Source organism: Brevundimonas vesicularis (assembly GCF_900445985.1).
Classification (GTDB): Bacteria; Pseudomonadota; Alphaproteobacteria; order Caulobacterales; family Caulobacteraceae; genus Brevundimonas; species Brevundimonas vesicularis_D.
In genome coordinates this window covers 1-2,933 of the sequence record NZ_UAQP01000027.1, presented here as the reverse complement: position 1 = coordinate 2,933, position 2,933 = coordinate 1, and the positions used below count along the sequence as shown (strand labels likewise).

3 protein-coding genes are annotated in these 2,933 nt (G+C 51.8%); all 3 read right to left on the bottom strand.

What is annotated here, in order from left to right; all coding sequences use genetic code 11:
* Positions 1 to 19: 19 nt before the first annotated feature.
* On the bottom strand, positions 20 to 1,084 hold the full coding sequence (gene dhaK, locus DT343_RS18480) for a dihydroxyacetone kinase subunit DhaK (protein WP_112863918.1): 1,065 nt from the start codon (positions 1,082 to 1,084) through the stop codon (positions 20 to 22).
* A gap of 76 nt (positions 1,085 to 1,160) precedes the next feature.
* Positions 1,161 to 1,883, bottom strand: a complete 723-nt coding sequence (locus DT343_RS18475) for an MIP/aquaporin family protein (RefSeq protein ID WP_220116867.1) — start codon at positions 1,881 to 1,883, stop codon at positions 1,161 to 1,163.
* 15 nt (positions 1,884 to 1,898) lie between these two features.
* A partial coding sequence (locus DT343_RS18470) for an FGGY family carbohydrate kinase (RefSeq protein ID WP_220116865.1) occupies positions 1,899 to 2,933 on the bottom strand: 1,035 nt, incomplete at its 5' end.

Genomic DNA, 2,933 nt, shown 5'->3' with positions numbered 1-2,933 from the left:
CCTTTTTTTATGTTCCAAATCACCAAGTCATGCCGGGGGTTTTGACCGGCGCATCCCAGTATTTGATAAGCGTGTCGTCCACGCGGGTTAAGGTAATGGAGATGCCTTGCATATCCAGCGAGGTGCAGTAAGAACCGACAAGACTGCGGGCAATTTCAATGCCCTGTTCTGCGCAGCGCTGCTGCAGACGATGATAGACGCCGTACAGTTCTGATACCGGTACGCTGCCGAGATTGTTCACTAAGGCAATGACTTTATCGCCGCTTTTCAACGGTCTTTTCTCGCTGACTTCTTCGTCCCAAGCGCGGCTTTCTCTGTTCCAGTTGCGCAGGGTGCGGCTGTAGGTGCCATTTTCAATCAAGGTAGCGAACATTTGATCGACGACGGTATCAAGATTTTGATATTGACGGCGTTCGATGCCGGGCTCGCCGTGTATGCCGACGCCAAATTCGATTTCGTTTTCCGTCAATATGAAAGACGGTTTGCCGGCTGCCGGCACGGTGCAGGCGTCTAGGGCGATACCGATGGAGAAGCCTTCGTTATTGATGTGTTTGCCGAGTTGCACCAATTTGTCAAGACTGACGCCGTCGCGCGCCGCTGCGCCGAGGAGTTTTTCCATGATGACGGTATTGGCAACGCCGCGTCGTCCTGTCGTCCACGTGCTGTCTTTAACCGCAACGTCGTCATCAACCAGTACAAAACCAACATCTATGTCTAAATCTTGTGCCAATTCGGTGGCGGTTTCAAAATTAAGCACGTCGCCGGTGTAGTTTTTCACAATCAGCAATACGCCTTTGCCGGCATCGACCGCTTGCGCGCAGGCCAATACTTGGTCGGGCGTGGGCGAGGTAAAGATTTCTCCGGGCACACCGCCGTCTAACATGCCGTCGCCGATAAAGCCGCAGTGCATGGGTTCGTGTCCGCTGCCGCCGCCGCTGACCAAGGCGACTTTATCGGCTATCGGCGCGTCTTTTCTGGTGATGAAAGTAGGGTCGCTGTGTAATTTCAATCCGTCATGGGCGCTGACAAAGCCTTGCAATTGTTCCGTTAAAACGGTTTCTACACGGTTAATGAGTTTTTTCATAATGTATCATTCCTTATTAAAAATAAAGGGCTTAGTACGGTAAAGCACCAAGCCCTTGTGTTTATTTAGCCATCGGCTAATTAAAAATGTGATAAACGATGGCGGCTAAAATAGCACCTGCGACAGGACCGGCACATGGAATCCAGCCGTATTCCCAATCCGGACGGGTGTTGAATTTGCTGCCGATGAAGTTTAATACCGCGCGCGGCGCATTATCACGTGCCGGGTTGATGGCATAACCTGTGGTTCCGCCTAAGCTCAAACCGATTGACCACACTAAGAGCGCGACCGGTAAAGCACCCAATGAGCCTAAGCCGATAGGCGTTGCGTCCGCCGTGCCGGGAGCGAATTCCGCGCCGACAATATAAAGAATGACGAATATCAAAACGAACGTGCCGATGACTTCGCTGATGAAGTTGTTGCGGTAATTGCGGATGGCAGGCTCGGTGCAGAAGCATGCACGTTTAGCGCCCTCATCTTCCGTTACTTTGAAATGATCGATATACACGGTATAGACCAACAAAGCGCCCAAAGCACTGCCGATGAATTGCGCGATGATATAAGGTACGACGCTGCCCCAGGCAAATTTGCCGGCTGCCGCCAAACCGATGGTCACCGCCGGATTGAGATGCGCGCCTGAAGCGCCTGATACCAAGACTGCAACATAAACGGCAAATGCCCAAGCGGTGGTAATCACAATCCAGCCGCTGCTGTTACCTTTGGTGCCTTTCAGTACGACGTTTGCCACCACTCCATTACCTAACAATATCAAAATCATGGTGCCGACGAGTTCTGACATAAAAGGACTCATAGCTTACTCCTCAACCCACTGTTGTGCCGCTTTCACTGCTTTGTTCCAATAGCGCAAGATTTTTTCCAGTTTTTCTTTTTCCATCTCAGGACTGAAACTGCGATCTTGCTGCCATTGGTCGCTGATTTCTTCGGTACTGTTCCAGAAACCGACTGCCAAACCTGCCAAATAGGCGGCTCCTAAAGCAGTGGTTTCCAATACTTTCGGACGAATAATATCGAATTGGAAGACATCGGCTTGAATTTGCATGAGCAAATCACTGGCAGATGCGCCGCCGTCAACACGGAATTCTTGGGTTTCCTGACCGACGTCTTTTTCCATTGCCCGCACGATGTCATGCACTTGCAGAGCAATGCCTTCTAAGGTCGCGCGTGCGATGTGGGCGTCGGTGGTGCCGCGCGTGATGCCGATGATGGTGCCGCGCGCGTATTGATCCCAATAAGGCGCGCCCATGCCCGCCAAGCAAGGTACGAAATAGACGCCGCCGTTGTCTTCAACGGTTGCCGCCAAGCTGTTAATCGCATCGGAGGTACGGATGGCACGCAAGCCGTCGCGCACCCATTGAATGGCCGCTCCACCTACGAATACGCCGCCTTCCAGCGCATAAGTGATTTTATCGCCGATTTTCCAAGCAACGGTCGAAAGCAGATTGTTTTTCGATTCCACCACTTCCTCACCGGTATTCATCAGCAGGAAGCAGCCGGTGCCGTAGGTGTTTTTGACCATGCCTTTTTTGGTACACATTTGTCCGAATAAAGCCGCTTGTTGGTCGCCGGCAATCCCTGCAATCGGCACTTTGCCGCCCAGAATGTAGCGACTATCGACATAGCCGTAAATTTCGCTGGAAGATTTGACTTCCGGTAGCAGCGATTTAGGCACTTGGAAGAGTTCGAGCAATTCATCATCCCATTGCGTGGTGTGAATGTTGAACAACATGGTGCGGCTGGCATTACTCGGGTCGGTTACATGCACTTTGCCTTCGGTCAAAACGCCATACCAGCCAGCTGTCCACCGTGCCGAATGCCAATTCGCCTTTTT